Source organism: Thermus albus, from assembly GCF_022760855.1.
GTDB classification, from domain to species: Bacteria; Deinococcota; Deinococci; order Deinococcales; family Thermaceae; genus Thermus; species Thermus albus.
The window spans coordinates 37,622-49,880 of the sequence record NZ_JAKTNR010000003.1 but is presented as its reverse complement, the minus strand read 5'-3'; the positions used below and the strand labels follow the sequence as shown (position 1 = coordinate 49,880).

The 12,259-nt window shown below is 64.7% G+C and carries 19 protein-coding genes; 13 read left to right on the top strand and 6 right to left on the bottom strand.

The window, feature by feature from the left end:
• Position 1: 1 nt before the first annotated feature.
• The 5 genes from recR to L0D18_RS04005 all read left to right on the top strand — a co-directional run bounded on the left by recR (position 2) and on the right by L0D18_RS04005 (position 2,042).
• Complete coding sequence (recR, locus tag L0D18_RS04025) at positions 2-586, top strand: recombination mediator RecR (RefSeq protein ID WP_243027518.1); 585 nt, start codon at positions 2-4, stop codon at positions 584-586.
• 98 nt (positions 587-684) lie between these two features.
• Positions 685-1,095 carry a roadblock/LC7 domain-containing protein gene (locus tag L0D18_RS04020; RefSeq protein ID WP_243027516.1) on the top strand — a complete coding sequence of 137 codons (411 nt, stop codon included), beginning with the start codon at positions 685-687 and terminating at the stop codon, positions 1,093-1,095.
• The gene (locus L0D18_RS04015) at positions 1,083-1,412 is read left to right on the top strand and encodes a roadblock/LC7 domain-containing protein (protein ID WP_243027514.1); all 330 of its coding nucleotides are present in this window, start codon (positions 1,083-1,085) and stop codon (positions 1,410-1,412) included. The genes L0D18_RS04020 and L0D18_RS04015 overlap by 13 nt, the downstream gene beginning before the upstream one ends.
• Before the next feature lie 19 nt (positions 1,413-1,431).
• Positions 1,432-1,779, top strand: coding sequence for a roadblock/LC7 domain-containing protein (locus tag L0D18_RS04010; RefSeq protein WP_243027806.1), 348 nt, complete (start codon positions 1,432-1,434; stop codon positions 1,777-1,779).
• Positions 1,776-2,042 (top strand): DUF3467 domain-containing protein, encoded by a 267-nt coding sequence (locus L0D18_RS04005; RefSeq protein WP_243027513.1) that lies wholly within the window; start codon positions 1,776-1,778, stop codon positions 2,040-2,042. The genes L0D18_RS04010 and L0D18_RS04005 overlap by 4 nt, the downstream gene beginning before the upstream one ends.
• A gap of 50 nt (positions 2,043-2,092) precedes the next feature.
• On the opposite strand, the gene L0D18_RS04000 is transcribed toward L0D18_RS04005, so the two are convergent.
• Positions 2,093-3,904, bottom strand: coding sequence for a S9 family peptidase (locus L0D18_RS04000; RefSeq protein ID WP_243027512.1), 1,812 nt, complete (start codon positions 3,902-3,904; stop codon positions 2,093-2,095).
• A gap of 65 nt (positions 3,905-3,969) precedes the next feature.
• Between L0D18_RS04000 and L0D18_RS03995 the strand changes: the two genes are divergently transcribed.
• The 4 genes from L0D18_RS03995 to L0D18_RS03980 are packed head-to-tail and all read left to right on the top strand — an operon-like array spanning position 3,970 to position 6,247.
• Positions 3,970-4,698: a Nif3-like dinuclear metal center hexameric protein gene (locus tag L0D18_RS03995; protein WP_243027511.1), complete on the top strand. Its 729-nt coding sequence runs from the start codon at positions 3,970-3,972 to the stop codon at positions 4,696-4,698.
• Positions 4,695-5,294: a dTMP kinase gene (tmk, locus tag L0D18_RS03990; protein ID WP_243027510.1), complete on the top strand. Its 600-nt coding sequence runs from the start codon at positions 4,695-4,697 to the stop codon at positions 5,292-5,294. Before L0D18_RS03995 ends, tmk begins: the two co-directional genes overlap by 4 nt.
• Before the next feature lie 33 nt (positions 5,295-5,327).
• Positions 5,328-5,798 carry a DUF192 domain-containing protein gene (locus L0D18_RS03985; protein ID WP_243027509.1) on the top strand — a complete coding sequence of 157 codons (471 nt, stop codon included), beginning with the start codon at positions 5,328-5,330 and terminating at the stop codon, positions 5,796-5,798.
• A complete protein-coding gene (locus tag L0D18_RS03980; protein WP_243027507.1) occupies positions 5,798-6,247 on the top strand; it encodes a DUF192 domain-containing protein in 450 nt (149 codons plus the stop codon). The genes L0D18_RS03985 and L0D18_RS03980 overlap by 1 nt, the downstream gene beginning before the upstream one ends.
• A gap of 474 nt (positions 6,248-6,721) precedes the next feature.
• Here the strand turns inward: L0D18_RS03980 and L0D18_RS03975 are convergent, their stop codons facing one another.
• Positions 6,722-6,961 carry an FmdB family zinc ribbon protein gene (locus L0D18_RS03975; RefSeq protein ID WP_243027506.1) on the bottom strand — a complete coding sequence of 80 codons (240 nt, stop codon included), beginning with the start codon at positions 6,959-6,961 and terminating at the stop codon, positions 6,722-6,724.
• 75 nt (positions 6,962-7,036) lie between these two features.
• Here L0D18_RS03975 and L0D18_RS03970 point away from each other — a divergent pair, with 75 nt between their 5' ends.
• On the top strand, positions 7,037-7,558 hold the full coding sequence (locus tag L0D18_RS03970) for a 5-formyltetrahydrofolate cyclo-ligase (RefSeq protein ID WP_243027504.1): 522 nt from the start codon (positions 7,037-7,039) through the stop codon (positions 7,556-7,558).
• 37 nt (positions 7,559-7,595) lie between these two features.
• Positions 7,596-8,246, top strand: a complete 651-nt coding sequence (locus L0D18_RS03965; RefSeq protein ID WP_243027502.1) for an HAD family hydrolase — start codon at positions 7,596-7,598, stop codon at positions 8,244-8,246.
• On the opposite strand, the gene L0D18_RS03960 is transcribed toward L0D18_RS03965, so the two are convergent.
• Complete coding sequence (locus L0D18_RS03960) at positions 8,218-8,745, bottom strand: type I phosphoribosyltransferase (protein WP_243027500.1); 528 nt, start codon at positions 8,743-8,745, stop codon at positions 8,218-8,220. The genes L0D18_RS03965 and L0D18_RS03960 overlap by 29 nt on opposite strands.
• An 8-nt stretch (positions 8,746-8,753) precedes the next feature.
• Positions 8,754-9,290: a phosphoribosyltransferase family protein gene (locus tag L0D18_RS03955; protein ID WP_243027498.1), complete on the bottom strand. Its 537-nt coding sequence runs from the start codon at positions 9,288-9,290 to the stop codon at positions 8,754-8,756.
• A gap of 22 nt (positions 9,291-9,312) precedes the next feature.
• On the opposite strand from L0D18_RS03955, the gene L0D18_RS03950 reads away from it, so the two are divergent.
• Both L0D18_RS03950 and L0D18_RS03945 read left to right on the top strand, forming a co-directional pair.
• Entirely contained in the window at positions 9,313-9,741 is a 429-nt protein-coding gene (locus tag L0D18_RS03950) for a bifunctional nuclease family protein (RefSeq protein ID WP_038058217.1), read from the top strand.
• Entirely contained in the window at positions 9,741-10,508 is a 768-nt protein-coding gene (locus L0D18_RS03945) for a metallophosphoesterase (RefSeq protein ID WP_243027497.1), read from the top strand. Before L0D18_RS03950 ends, L0D18_RS03945 begins: the two co-directional genes overlap by 1 nt.
• Here the strand turns inward: L0D18_RS03945 and L0D18_RS03940 are convergent.
• Both L0D18_RS03940 and L0D18_RS03935 read right to left on the bottom strand, forming a co-directional pair.
• Positions 10,489-10,812 carry a histidine triad nucleotide-binding protein gene (locus tag L0D18_RS03940; RefSeq protein WP_243027495.1) on the bottom strand — a complete coding sequence of 108 codons (324 nt, stop codon included), beginning with the start codon at positions 10,810-10,812 and terminating at the stop codon, positions 10,489-10,491. The two genes, L0D18_RS03945 and L0D18_RS03940, sit on opposite strands and share 20 nt — an antisense overlap.
• A gap of 9 nt (positions 10,813-10,821) precedes the next feature.
• A complete protein-coding gene (locus tag L0D18_RS03935; protein WP_243027805.1) occupies positions 10,822-12,129 on the bottom strand; it encodes a MiaB/RimO family radical SAM methylthiotransferase in 1,308 nt (435 codons plus the stop codon).
• Positions 12,130-12,259: the final 130 nt, after the last annotated feature.

Genomic DNA, 12,259 nt, shown 5'->3' with positions numbered 1-12,259 from the left:
GATGCGGTACCCGGAAAGCCTCCTCAAGCTCACCCGCGCCCTCTCCCGCCTGCCGGGAATCGGCCCCAAAACCGCCCAGAAGCTTTCCCTCCATCTGGCCTTCCACCGAGAGGAGGCTGAGGAACTGGAAAGGGCCTTGGCCGGGCTCAAGGCCTTGGGCGTCTGCCGGGTCTGCGGCAACCTGGCGGAAGGGGAACTTTGCCCCATCTGCCAGGACGAGGGGAGGGACCGGTCGGTGATCGCCGTGGTGGAAACGGTTTCCGACCTCTATGCCCTGGAAAGGAGCGGCGAGTTCCAAGGGCTTTACCACGTGCTGGGCGGGGCCCTGAACCCCTTAGAAGGGGTGGGGCCAAGGGAGCTCAACCTGGAAAGCCTCTGGCCCAGGCTCCCAGGGGTGGAGGAGGTGGTCCTGGCCACCTCCATGACCGTGGAGGGGGAGGCCACGGCCCTATACCTGGCGGAGGAGCTCAAGCGCCGGGGGGTCAAGGCCAGCCGCCTGGCCTACGGCCTTCCCGTGGGGGGAAGCCTGGAGTACGTGGACGAGGTAACCTTAGGCCGGGCCCTGGAGGGGAGGAAGGCCCTGTAGGACCATCCCAACCTGGTTTGCACCAGGGTGGGGCCCATCTTTTGCCTCTTTTCGGAGGAACGTGAAGAACGGCATGGTAAAAACGTTATAAGGGCAGTATGGAGGAGGTTTTGCACCACCTCTTGGACCAAGTAGAAGGGGCTTTTGCCGCGGCCATCGGCACCCTGGATGGCCTTCTGGTGGAGGGGGTGCGGCGTAAGCGGGTGGACCTGGAGGCGGCCGTGGCCGAACATGCCGCCCTCCTGCGCCAGGCCAAGGCCGCTTACGCCGGAAGTTTGGGCACCCCTCGGGTGCAGGAGCTCCTGGTAGGGGGCCACCCCGTGGTAGGCTACGCCCAGATGGTGCGCAAAGCCAACCCAAGACCTCAAGGTGCCCTTCCCCGAGGGGAACATCACGAGGAACTCTTTCTCCTTCTCCTGATGCAGCCGGAGGCCAACCTGGGCCAGGCGCGCTTGCAAACGGCCAAAGCCGCGGAAAAGCTGGCGGAGGTGGCAGGATGGCTTACCTAGAAAGCCTGGCGCCCTTTGGCGTCAAGCGGGCGGTGCTTACGGGCTTGGACGGCCTGGTCATAGAGGCCCTAGGCCGGGGCCACCCCCCGGCCGAGGTCCTGGCGGCGGAGCTGGCCTCCCTGGTGCGCCACATGACCCCCTTGGCGGAGGCCCTCTTTGGAGAAGTGCGCCGGTTCACCTTGGCCACGGACACCCACGAGATCCTGGCCCTACGGGTAGGGGAGTACGTCCTGGGGGCGGTGGTGGAGCGGGGCATGGACCGCAAGGCCATCGGCCAGGAGCTTTCCCGCATCGCCCTTAGGGTGCAGAACCTCTGAGCGGGTATAAGGAGGCATGGTGGAGGAAGTCCTACAGGAACTCAAAACCACCCGGGGCGTACGGGTAGCCGCCCTTCTCAGTGAGGATGGGTTTGTAGTAGAAGAGGCCCGGGAGGCGGAAGCCCCGGAGGCCAGCCTTCTCTCCGCCCGGGCCGCCACGGTCCTGGGGACCGCCAAGGCCTTGGCCCAGACCCTGGGCCAGGAAGGGGTGGAGGAGGTCATGGTAGAGTACCCTGAGGGGGCCTTGCTTTTGGTGCCCCTTCCCGGCTACCACCTGCTCCTTCTCCTGGACAGCGTGCGCAGCCTGGGACGGGTACGTCTGGCCTTGAAAAGGGCCGTGCCCAAGCTAGAGGAGGCGCTTAGATGAGCGAGCTAAAGCTGGATATCCAAATCGACAAGGACATCGCCCTGGGCCGGTACACCAACCTGGCCCTCATCGCCCACACCAAGAACGAGTTCATCCTGGACTTCGCCCTGCTGCAACCCCAGGGGGGGGCCATAGTGGTGAGCCGGGTGATCACCAGCCCGCAGCACGCCAAGGCCCTTCTCCGGAGCCTGGCGGAAAACGTGGCCCGGTACGAGGAAACCTTCGGCCCCATCCCTGAGCCGGTGGCGGAAAGCCAAGCCTAGGGATCAGGGCCACGGGACCCCCACCCGGGTTTCCGCCCAGGTGGGGATCCTTATTGGAGGTTTTCCCGCCACCAGTCCAGGTAGGCCTCGAGCCGGGCAATCCGGCGGTCGGGCCTGCCGGAGCGGGAAAGTTCGTGCCCCTCCTCGGGCACGCGGAAAAACCGGGTCTTTACTCCCAGGTGGAGGAGGGCGGTGTACCAGGTTTCCCCCTGGTCTATGGGGCAGCGGTGGTCCTGCTCGGAGTGGACCACCAGGGTGGGCGTCCTCACCTGGTGGACGTGGCGCAGGGGGCTTTTTTCCCACAGCACCTCGGGCCTCTCCCAGGGCTTGGCGAAAAGTTCCATGAAGGTGAAGCGGGGGCCGATGTCGCTGGCTCCAAAGAAGCTGAACCAGTTGCAGATGCTGCGGTCGGTGACCGCCGCTCGGAAGCGCTCCGGATGGCGGGCGGTGAGCCAGTTCACCATATACCCCCCGTAGCTACCCCCCGCCACCCCCACCCGGGCTGGGTCCAAGGGAAAATGGGCCAGAACGTGATCCAAAAAGCCCAGGAGGTCCCGCTCGTCCCGTTCCCCCCACATCCCTTCCAGGAGGGCAAAGTCCTGGCCGTAGCCGGTGGAGCCTCGAGGATTACAAAAAGCCACGGCATACCCCGCCTGGCAAAAAAGCTGGAACTCCAGCATGGGGGCCCGGCCGAAGGCGGTGTGGGGCCCCCCGTGGATGTAGAGGATCAGCGGATGGGGGCCCTCTCCTTGCGGAAGCAACACCCAGCCCGGAACCCGGTGCCCCTCGGGGCTTGGCCACTCGGTGTACACGGGCTCGGCCAAGGGGGAGATAACGCCCTCGTTGGGGTCAAAGAGGCCCAGGGGCCCCTCGAGGCGGGCCGGACGGGTGAAGTCCTCGGTAAGGAAAAAGAGGCCCCGCTCGGTTATGGCGAAGGAAAGAACGCTACCTTCCGCGGCCACCACCTCAGCCTTTCCCTCTAGCCCGACCCGGTAAAGCCGGGCCATCCCCTCCTCGGTGCGCACCACATAAACCCCGTCCCCACCCCACTTGGGTCCTTGGGGGTGGGCGCCAAAGCGGAGATCCGAGTTGAGGGAGTTGTGTAGGCTACCCTCAAGAAGGACCCGGGCTTCCCCATCCTTTAGGTGGTAAAGCCGGGCCTCCGTACCCCCACCCCGCTCAAAGGCGTGCCCTAGGAAGAAGAGCCCTTCCGGGCTCCACTCCAGGGCAAAGATGGGGCCAAAGCCCCCGTAAACCTTCTCCAGCGACCCATCCCTAAGGCGGTATAGGGTGTCCCGCCACTCCGCCTGGGCCTGCACATCCTCGGCCATCACCAGGTAAAGCCCCTCGGGGGAGGGCACCATTTCCTTGGGAGCGGGGGAGCGGTCCAGAAGAAGCTGCTTCTGACCCCCCTCGAGGGCATAAAGGACCACATTCCCCTCGGGCAGGAGGCCCCGGCCATCGAACTTAAAGGGCCATCCCTCGTACGTGCGGGGGCTTCCCGGCTTGGGAGCCTCCTTCAGAGCCAGGAAAAACACCCCCCCTTCAGGACCCAGGGCGTAGTCCAAGACCCCCGGGGTTTCCGTAAGCCTCTCCGCCTCCCCACCCCTTAGGTCCAGGCGGAAAAGCTCCTGGACCTCCCCCACCTTGCGCAGGAAGTAGACGTAAGGATGGGCATAGCGGGGCTTTTTGGCCTCCTCCTGGGTGAGGAAGCGCAAGGCCCCGTCAAAAAGGGCCAGCCGCGAACGGTAGCGGGGAGGGTCCCCCTCCTGGACGTCGGTAAGGAGGAAAAGGGGAAAGCCCTCAGGGCCAGGGGTAAGGTCCGACAGGAAGCGGAGCTTAAGGAGGATTTCCGGTTCCATACCCCCATAATACTGACCGGTCATTCGCCTGTCCCCAGGCCCGCCTTTCCGGTAAGCTGGGCGCCATGGACCGGGACGAGCTGGTGCGCTACTTGGACACGTACCTGCGCCTAGGAGACTTCCCCCAGGATGCCTCTCTAAACGGCCTGCAGGTGGAGGGGAAGGAGCGGGTGCACAAGGTGGGGGCAGCGGTGGACGCGGCGGAGGCCACCTTCCAAAAGGCGGCGGAGGAAGGGGTGGACTTCCTCCTGGTCCACCACGGCCTTTTCTGGGGAAAACCCTTCCCCATCGTGGGGCACCACAAGCGCCGGCTGGAGCTCCTCCTCCAGGGAGGGATCAACCTCTACGCCGCCCACCTTCCCCTAGACGCCCACCCCGAGGTGGGCAACAACCACCAGCTGGCCCGGGCTCTGGGTCTGGTGGAGCTGGAACCCTTTGACGTGGGGGTAAAGGGCCGCTTTCCCCTGCCCACCCCCTTGGCCCAGGTGGCGGACATGCTGGGGCAACTCACCGGGATGCAGCCTTTGGTCCATCAAGGGGGCAAAGGCCTGGTGGATACGGTAACCATCGTATCCGGCGGGGCGGCCAGCCTGATAGGCCGGGTGCACACGGACCTCTTCATCACCGGGGAACCCAAGCATAGCGTCTTTCACGAAACCTTTGAGCGGGGGCTTAACGTCATCTACGCCGGCCACTACGACACCGAGGTCTTTGGGGTCAAGGCCCTGGCCCAGCACCTGGAAGCCCGCTTTGGCCTGCCCTGGGTTTTCCTGGACCATCCCACGGGGCTATGAAGGGCTTTTTCCTTACCCTCGAGGGCCTGGACGGCTCCGGCAAGACCACCCAGGCCCGGCTCCTGGCCCAGTTCCTGGAAGGGAAGGGCATAGGGGTGCGGCTAACCCACGAGCCTGGGGGAGGTCTTAAAGGGGTACGGGACCTCCTGCTAAAGGGCAAAACCCTCTCCCCGGAGGCCGAGTACCTCCTCTTTAGCGCCGACCGGGCGGAACACGTGCGTAAGGTCATCCTCCCCGCCCTGGAGGAAGGGCACTGGGTGATATCGGACCGTTACCTGGACTCCAGCCTGGCCTACCAGGGGTACGGCCGCGGCCTTTCCCTATCCTGGCTCCTCGAGGTGGCCAAGGAGGTCACCTTGGGCCTCAAGCCCCACCTTACCCTCCTTCTGGATCTGCCTCCGGAGGAGGCCCTTAGGCGGGTTACCGCCCCAGACCGCCTGGAGGGGGAGGGACTGGATTTCTTCAGGCGGGTGCGGCAGGGGTACTTGGAGTTAGCCCAAGCGGAGCCCGAGCGCTTCCTCATAGTGGACGCCGCCAGGCCCGTGGAGGAGGTGGGGGCGGCCATCCGCTCTGGCATCCAGAGGCTACTTCCTTAAGGGAGAAGCCTCCCCTTCTGGCATAATGGTCCCATGCGCTTCCTCTACCCCATCCGGTGGCTGGCCCCCTGGATCCTGGGGCTGGTAGCCCTGGCCCAGGGCCTATCCTTTCCCCGGAGCACCCTTTACGTGGAGCAAGGGGGCAGACGCCACACCCTAAGGGTGGAGGTGGCGGACACCCCCGAGCGCCAGGCCCAGGGCCTCATGTTCCGCAAAACCCTGGGGGAGGACGAGGGCATGGTGTTCCTTTTCCCTGCCCCCACGGCCGGGGGCTTCTGGATGAAAAACACCCTCATTCCCCTTTCCATCGCCTTCTTTGACCGGCAGGGGGTCATCCTGCGCATCCTGGATATGGAACCCTGCCGTAAGGAACCTTGCCCCGTCTACTACCCTGGGGTGGTCTACCAAGGGGCCCTCGAGGTGAACCAAGGCTGGTTCCAGAAACGGGGCCTCACCCCCGGGGCCCGGGTGGGCGGCGAGGCCCTGAAGTTCTGGCCCCGATAGTGGAACGGAACCCCTTTCTTCCCATCGCCGCCTTCATCCTGATCATCGGGCTTTCCGTGGTCTCCTTCCTGGGGTACATGTTGGCTGCCCGAAGGCTCCAGACCCCCCCTCCCCCCCAACGGATCGTGGTGGAAACAAAAGGGGGCACCCACACCTTGAAGGCCCGCCTAGCCCGCACCCCCGAGGCCTGGCGCCGGGGCCTGGGGGTGCGGGGCGAGGACCTGCAGGCCCTCCTCTACCTTTTCCCCGAGGCCACCGACGCCCCTTTTAGCACCGAAGGCTACCGTTTTCCCGTGCTCCTGGCCTTCCTGGATGCCCATGGCCGGGTGCTGAAGGTGGTCCAGCTGGAGCCAGGAAGGAGCTACGCCCCCGGCCTCGCCTACCGGGGGCTTCTAGAGGTCCGAAGCGGGGTGTTGAGGCTGGAACCAGGGGATCGGGTGCTTCCGTGACGACTCCCCGTTCTGGTCAGCCGTAAGGCTATCTTGTAGAACGGGGCTGCAAGATACGGGCTGCGCCCGTGACCTCAGGAACGATGAGACCGTTTGCACGGTGCTCACCCCTGGAGGCTCCGGCAAGGTAGCCTTTCGGCTGACCCGAGCCCAGAAAAACCTTGACTCCGTATCGGCAGGCGAGCGCAATGCTTCTGACTCTGCCACGGGTGTTCGTTTGGAGTTTTACCCATCGGACTACCCGATGGAACCCCCTACTCCAAGTTTCAAGGTCCACGGGGAACGCTGTCCCCAAGGGGATTGTACGGCACATCTGCAGCTCACCCTGCCATGTGCCCCTGCAAGACATGTGGGGGGCTAATGTAGCTTCGCTGACCCATGCATCCCCGGTTTGAAAACCGGGGGATTATAGCCCCCCACACCCCCCTTCTCTCTAATCCGCCCTATCCCGACCCCTTCCCAAGGGGATTTCCCTTAGTCGCTATCCTTACCGCCGCTCGTGGACTCCCCACCTTCCGATTTGGAAGAGGAATCCTTCTTGGCATAATCCTTCACGTGCCACCCCGAACCCTTGAAGATGATGGCGGGCGGGGTGATAACCCGCTTCAAGGGCTCCCCGGTCTCCGGGTGCGCCTTAAGAGGCTCGTCGTGGAAGCCTTGCTCAAACTCGTAGTAGTTGCCCGTTTCCAGACCCTTGTAGACGTAAACCGGCATACCCACCCTCCTGTTTGGCCATTTTGACACTCAACTACCTTGAGTGTCAAGAGGGGGGAATGGTACCCTTCCCCCGTGGACAAGCCCAGCTTGCGCCGCCACTGCCTTCGCCTTTGGCGGACCCTGGACCGAGAGAGCCTTTCCCGGCAGGTGGCGGAGACCCTGGTGCCCTGGCTGAAGGGGCGGGGCTTCCAGGAGATCCTCCTTTACCATCCCCTGCCCCACGAGCTCAACCTCCTTTCCCTCACCCAGCTTTACCCTGCCCGCTACTACCTGCCCAGGGTGGCTGGCCTGGGGCTCACGGTACACCCCCTGGGCCCCTTGGCCCCCGGGCCCTTCGGCCTTTTGGAACCCACCACCCAGCCGGTGGACCCTGAGGTCCTGGAGCTGGTGGTGGTTCCTGGGTTAGCCTTTGACCAGGAAGGCTACCGCCTGGGGCACGGCAAGGGGTACTATGACCGCTTCCTGGCCACGATCCGGGCCGAGAAGCTGGGAGTGATCCCCAAGGCCCTTCTGTTTCCCCGCCTCCCCCGGGACCCTTGGGATGTGCCGGTAAGCTCCTTGGCCACGGAGGAGGGGGTACATCCGGTCAGATGACCCATGGGTCAAGCCTTGGGATGCTACACTTAGGCCCATGCAAGGAGCCCTTCTGGACCGGGACGGGGTTCTGCTCCTGATGGACGAGGAAGCCCTTTACAAGAAAGCCCTGGAGCTTTCCCTCCTTGGGGCCGGGCTTGACAAAACCTTGGCCGTCCTGGCCTGGGCGGTTCGGGAGGTCAACGAAGCGGTCCGTACCCTAAGAGTGCGGACCCTCGAGGAGGAAGCCGCTTTCTGGAACGTCCTGGCCCAGAAGGTGGCCGAGGGGCTTGGGCTTTCCGGTTCCGCTAAAACCCCCTTATCCGCAGAGCTCCTCTCCTGGCGCTATTACCACTTCATGCGCAAAGCCCCGGGGGCGGAAGCCCTGCTCCGGAGTCTGAAAGAACGAGGGCTCAAGGTGGGCGTCCTCTCCAACACCCTGCCAAGCCTTTGGGAGAGCCTGGCCTATCATGGCCTAGACCGGTACGTGGATGGCTTCTTCGCCTCCTGCTCCCTGGGGGTAGCCAAGCCTGACCCCAGGGCGTTTCAGATGGCCCTAAAGGGCCTGGGCCTAGCCCCCGAGGAGACCCTTTATCTGGACGACGATCCGGAAAACGTGGAAGCGGCCCGCAGGCTAGGCCTGCGGGCTGAGGTCTATACCCCCCTAGGGTTCCAAACGCCTAGAGAACGGGAAGCTCCGCCACCGTAGCCACATCGGAGGCCGAAGCCCCTTGGCGGAAGACGGCAAGCCGCCCCACCACATGCCCTCCCGCCCGGAGCACCATCCGCTCCATGGCCTTCATGGTTTCGCCGCTTGCCACCACATCGGAGACCAGGGTCACCTTCTGGTTGAGAAGCTTTTCAGCAAAACGCCGGTCCAGCCAGAGCACCTCCCCCACCCCTAGGGTGAGGGTCTGTACCTCCTGGATGATGGGATCCTCCATATAGGGGCGGCGGCGCCTTCTGGCCACCACGTAGGGAAGACCCATCTCCTCCGCCAGCACATGGGTGAGGGGAATGGGGCTGGTTTCCGTGGTGAAAAGCACCTCCGTGCCCGCAGGCACCAAAGGCTTTAAGGCCTGGGCCGCCGCCCGCACCAGCTCAGGGTCCCCCAAAAACTCCACCAGGGGGATGCGCCGTCCTGGTAAGGGCTCGATGAGGGGCACATGCCGGGTAACGCCACCGATGGCAATGGGATAAGTTTCCATACAACCTCCTATTCCGGCTTAAAGAGAGGCAGATGACCCAAGGCGATGACATCCTGGCGGGGCGTCCCCTCGGTGAAGACCGCCAGAACCGCCACCACCTGGCCCCCCACGCTCTCAATGAGTTCCCTAAGACCGGAAAGGGTGGAACCCGTGGACACTACATCGTCCACAATGGCCACCTTGCGCCCCCGGATGAGGGGGATGTCCGCCCCATCCAGCACCAAAAGCTGCGGCTTGCCCGTGGTGATGGAGAGCACCTGACGGCTCACGGGGTTGATCATGTAGGGCTTTTCCGTCTTCCGGGCTACCACGTAGGGCCTCTTGGTGATCCGGGAAAGGGCGTGGGCCAAGGGCACCGCCTTAACCTCCGGGGTAACCAGGGTTTCCACCTCGGGGGGAAGATGCTTGGCCAGCTCCTCGGCGGCGGCCTCGGTGAGCTCGGTGTCCCCCAGAAGGTTCAAAAGGGCCACCGCCACATCCGGCCCCACCTGGACGATGGGAAGCTCGCGCCGCACCCCAGCGATCTCCACAGGGTAGGTCCTCACGCCGCTAGTCTATACTCTAGGTATGCTAAGCGCCAAGATTGAAACCCTGGGCGTGGACCCCCAGAACGGGAGCGTGGTGGTTCTGCTCAGGACGGAGAACGACAAACTTCTTCCCATCGTCATCGGTCCCCTCGAGGCCCACCACATCGTGGTGGCCCTGCAAGGGGAAAAGCCCCCCCGCCCCTTAACCCCAGACCTTCTGCTGTCCGTGATGGAGATGCTCCAGGGAAAACTTCTTCGGGTGGAAATCATTGACCTGCGAGACGGAACCTTCTACGCTCGCCTCATCCTGGAGCACCGGGGCATTGAGCTGGAGGTGGACGCCAGGCCCTCCGACGCCATGGCCCTGGCCCTTAGGGCCGGGGCCCCCATCCTGGTGGCGGAGGAGGTGGTGGAAAAAGCCGGGGTGGAGGAGGCTAGCCTAAAGCCCCATGGAGCAGCGGAAGCCTAGTGCAAAGGGCCCTTCTCCTCCTCCTTTTCCTGGGGCTGGCCTTGGGCCAGCGCCTGGCAGTCATAGGGGATTGGGGCCAGGACACCCCCGGCCGCCTGCAGGTGGCCAGGCTCCTTCGGGCGGAGCATGCCCGCAAGCCCCTCGCTGCCCTTCTTACCGTGGGGGACAATTTCTACCCCCGGGGGCAGGTGGTGGAGGGCTTTCTCCGGGAGCTTCCCCCCGTGCCCCTCTACCCCGCCTTTGGCAACCATGACGCTCCCCACCTGGAGGAGCAACTCCAGCGCTTCCACCTGGAAAGGCCCTACTACCATGTGCGCCCGGGAGCAATAGAGGTCCTCGTCCTCTACACGGAAGGAAACCTCAGGGCCCAGCGGGCCTGGCTAGCCCAGGCCCTTAGCCACAGCCAAGCTGCTTGGACGGCGCTGATCCTCCACCGTCCCCTGTGCTCCTCGGGGCTCCACGGGGGGAGCCCGAGCCTACGAAGCCTCCTCGAGCCCCTCTTACGCCAGCACCGCATACCCCTGGTCCTGGCGGGCCACGACCACCACTATGAACGCCTCCAGGTGGGCCCCACCACCCACCTGGTGGTGGGAGGAGGGGGAGCCAGCCTTTACCCCACCAAACCCCCTTCCCCCTACACCCAGGCCCTGGCGGTAGCCCACCATGCCCTCTTCCTGGAGGTGGAAGGGGAAACCCTGGTGGGCTTGGCCTTGGACCCCAGCGGCCGGGTGCTGGACCGCTTTGTCCTTAGGAAGGGTGCCCCATGACGTGGACGTGCACGTGAAAGACCTCCTGCCCCCCCTTCTCCCCCACGTGCACCTGGACCTTGTAGCCCTCTAGCCCCAAGGACCGCGCCACCCGGTTGGCGGTGCGGAAGAGGGCCCCCAGCTTCCTCTCCCCCTCCTCCGTGTCGGGGTAGTCGGAAAGCTTCGCTATGTGCTCCTTGGGCACCACCAAAACATGCACCGGGGCCTTAGGCCTTATGTCGTGGAAGGCCACGAAGCCCGCATCCTCATAGACCTTCCGGGAAGGAAGCTCTCCGGCGATGATGCGGCAGAACACGCACTCCATGGGAAAAGTCTACCTTAAGGGAAGCTCCACAGGAAGCGGAGGCCCTTCCACCACCGCCTCCACCCGGCCCAAAAGGGTGTACCCCTCCGCCCCCTCCACCCGGGCCAAAACCGTGTCCCCTGGCCGGGCAGACCCGGAAAGCCGGGCCTCGTAGTAGTCCGGGGTGTGGCCCAGGGCCAAACCGCCCTGGATCCTCTCCACCAAAACCTCCACCTGGCTTCCCAGCTTGGGCCTTATGCGCTCCTCCGCCAGGCGCTGGGCCAAGGCGATGATCTCCTTGGTGCGCCGCTTGCGCACCTCCAAAGGTACCTGGGGCATGGAGGCCGCCCGGGTCTTGGGCCTGGGGGTGTAGGTGAAGGCGTGGACCCGGGTGGGCCTAAGCTCCTCTAAAAAGGCCAGGGTTTCTCGGTGCTCCTCCTCGGTCTCCGTGGGCAACCCAGCGATGACATCCGTGGTGAGGGCAAAGCCGGGGATGAGCTCATAGGCCCTTTCCACCAGGTGGCGGTAGTAGGCCTTGTCGTAGCGGCGGCCCATAAGCCTTAGGAGGCGGTCCGAACCCGTCTGCAGGGAAAGGTGCAAGTGGGGCCGCACTTTGGGGGCATAGCGGGCCATGACCCCAAGGAGATCCTCCCCCACGTCCTCGGGCTCAATGGAGGAAAGCCGCACCCTTGCCCCCAGGTGGTAAAGGTCCTCCACCAACCCCGCAAGGCCCTTGGGATGGCCCCGGTAGCTTCCCAGCCGCACCCCCGTGAGCACGATTTCCTTGATGCCCATCCGGAGAAGCGCCTCCGCCTCCCCTAGGGCCTCCCGGTAATCCCGGTGCCGCTCCTTGCCCCGGAGGCGGGGGATGATGCAGTAGGCACAGCCCACCTGGCAGCCATCCTGCACCTTCAAAAAGGCCCGCACCCGGCTATTCAAAAGCCCCCTTTCCCCCGCCCCCCAGAACTCGTTGGGGGGGGTGGTGATAGGGTCCGCGGGGAGGCCAAAGTGCTCCAGGATCACCTTGGGAAGCTCCGCCTTGCGGGTGTTGGGCACCACGGCGTCGGCACCCAGTTCCCGCACCTCCTCAGGAGCAAGCTCGGCATAGCATCCCGTGACCACGATGAAGGCCTTGGGATTAGCCCTCCTGGCCCGGCGGATCTCCTTGCGGGCGTCGGCCTCGGCGGTGGTGGTCACGGCGCAGGTGTTGATGACCACCAGGTCGGCCCCCGCCTCGAGGGGGACCACTTCCGGCTCTAAGGCCCTGAGGAAGCCCAAAAGGGCCTCGGTTTCCACCTGGTTCACCTTGCACCCCAGGGTGCGGAAGGCCGCGCGCATCCTTTCCATTCTGGTAGGCTAGGGGAGCCAAGTCAACAAGCGGGGGCAGAGTGTGATCCCCCCCACTTGCGGTGAAAACCCCAGGAGTTGTAGCATCACCTTCGTCTGCCCCAAGATATGGGGGAAAGCC

Excerpts from the sequence above, each read along its gene's own strand:
- recR (WP_243027518.1), top strand. The coding sequence starts at position 2 with ATGCGGTACCCGGAAAGCCTCCTCAAGCTCACCCGCGCCCTCTCCCGC.
- L0D18_RS04020 (WP_243027516.1), top strand. The coding sequence starts at position 685 with ATGGAGGAGGTTTTGCACCACCTCTTGGACCAAGTAGAAGGGGCTTTT.
- L0D18_RS04015 (WP_243027514.1), top strand. The coding sequence starts at position 1,083 with ATGGCTTACCTAGAAAGCCTGGCGCCCTTTGGCGTCAAGCGGGCGGTG.
- L0D18_RS04005 (WP_243027513.1), top strand. The coding sequence starts at position 1,776 with ATGAGCGAGCTAAAGCTGGATATCCAAATCGACAAGGACATCGCCCTG.
- L0D18_RS04000 (WP_243027512.1), bottom strand. The coding sequence starts at position 3,904 with ATGGAACCGGAAATCCTCCTTAAGCTCCGCTTCCTGTCGGACCTTACC.
- L0D18_RS03995 (WP_243027511.1), top strand. The coding sequence starts at position 3,970 with ATGGACCGGGACGAGCTGGTGCGCTACTTGGACACGTACCTGCGCCTA.
- tmk (WP_243027510.1), top strand. The coding sequence starts at position 4,695 with ATGAAGGGCTTTTTCCTTACCCTCGAGGGCCTGGACGGCTCCGGCAAG.
- L0D18_RS03985 (WP_243027509.1), top strand. The coding sequence starts at position 5,328 with ATGCGCTTCCTCTACCCCATCCGGTGGCTGGCCCCCTGGATCCTGGGG.
- L0D18_RS03975 (WP_243027506.1), bottom strand. The coding sequence starts at position 6,961 with ATGCCGGTTTACGTCTACAAGGGTCTGGAAACGGGCAACTACTACGAG.
- L0D18_RS03965 (WP_243027502.1), top strand. The coding sequence starts at position 7,596 with ATGCAAGGAGCCCTTCTGGACCGGGACGGGGTTCTGCTCCTGATGGAC.
- L0D18_RS03960 (WP_243027500.1), bottom strand. The coding sequence starts at position 8,745 with ATGGAAACTTATCCCATTGCCATCGGTGGCGTTACCCGGCATGTGCCC.
- L0D18_RS03950 (WP_038058217.1), top strand. The coding sequence starts at position 9,313 with ATGCTAAGCGCCAAGATTGAAACCCTGGGCGTGGACCCCCAGAACGGG.
- L0D18_RS03940 (WP_243027495.1), bottom strand. The coding sequence starts at position 10,812 with ATGGAGTGCGTGTTCTGCCGCATCATCGCCGGAGAGCTTCCTTCCCGG.
- L0D18_RS03935 (WP_243027805.1), bottom strand. The coding sequence starts at position 12,129 with ATGCGCGCGGCCTTCCGCACCCTGGGGTGCAAGGTGAACCAGGTGGAA.